Origin of the sequence: Citrobacter sp. Ca225, from assembly GCF_030337175.1 — a bacterium.
In the GTDB taxonomy this organism is placed as follows: Bacteria; Pseudomonadota; Gammaproteobacteria; order Enterobacterales; family Enterobacteriaceae; genus Citrobacter_A; species Citrobacter_A amalonaticus.
Genome location: NZ_JAOWCD010000029.1, coordinates 1 through 237, shown reverse-complemented (window position 1 = coordinate 237; position 237 = coordinate 1). Strand labels below are relative to the sequence as shown.

The window sequence follows — 237 nt, the reverse complement described above, 5'->3', positions numbered from 1 at the left end:
AGCTATCTGGCGAACACCCTTGCCGCCAACACGCTGTTCACCACCCGGCTTCACGATCGTCTGGGTGAAACCCAGTACACTGACGTCTTTACCGGCGAACAGAAAGTCACCAGCCTGTGGATGCGCCACATCGGCGGACATCAACGCTTCAAGGACGGTTCCGGGCAGATCAGCACCCAGAGCAACCGCTACGTGATGCAACTGGGCGGCGATATCGCGCAATGGAGCACCGACGGT

The 237-nt window shown here is 59.5% G+C and carries 1 protein-coding gene; it reads left to right on the top strand.

Features of this window, described 5'->3' with window-relative positions:
* The coding region (locus tag OGW13_RS00770) for an autotransporter outer membrane beta-barrel domain-containing protein (protein ID WP_287115465.1) at positions 1–237 on the top strand (237 nt) is incomplete at both ends.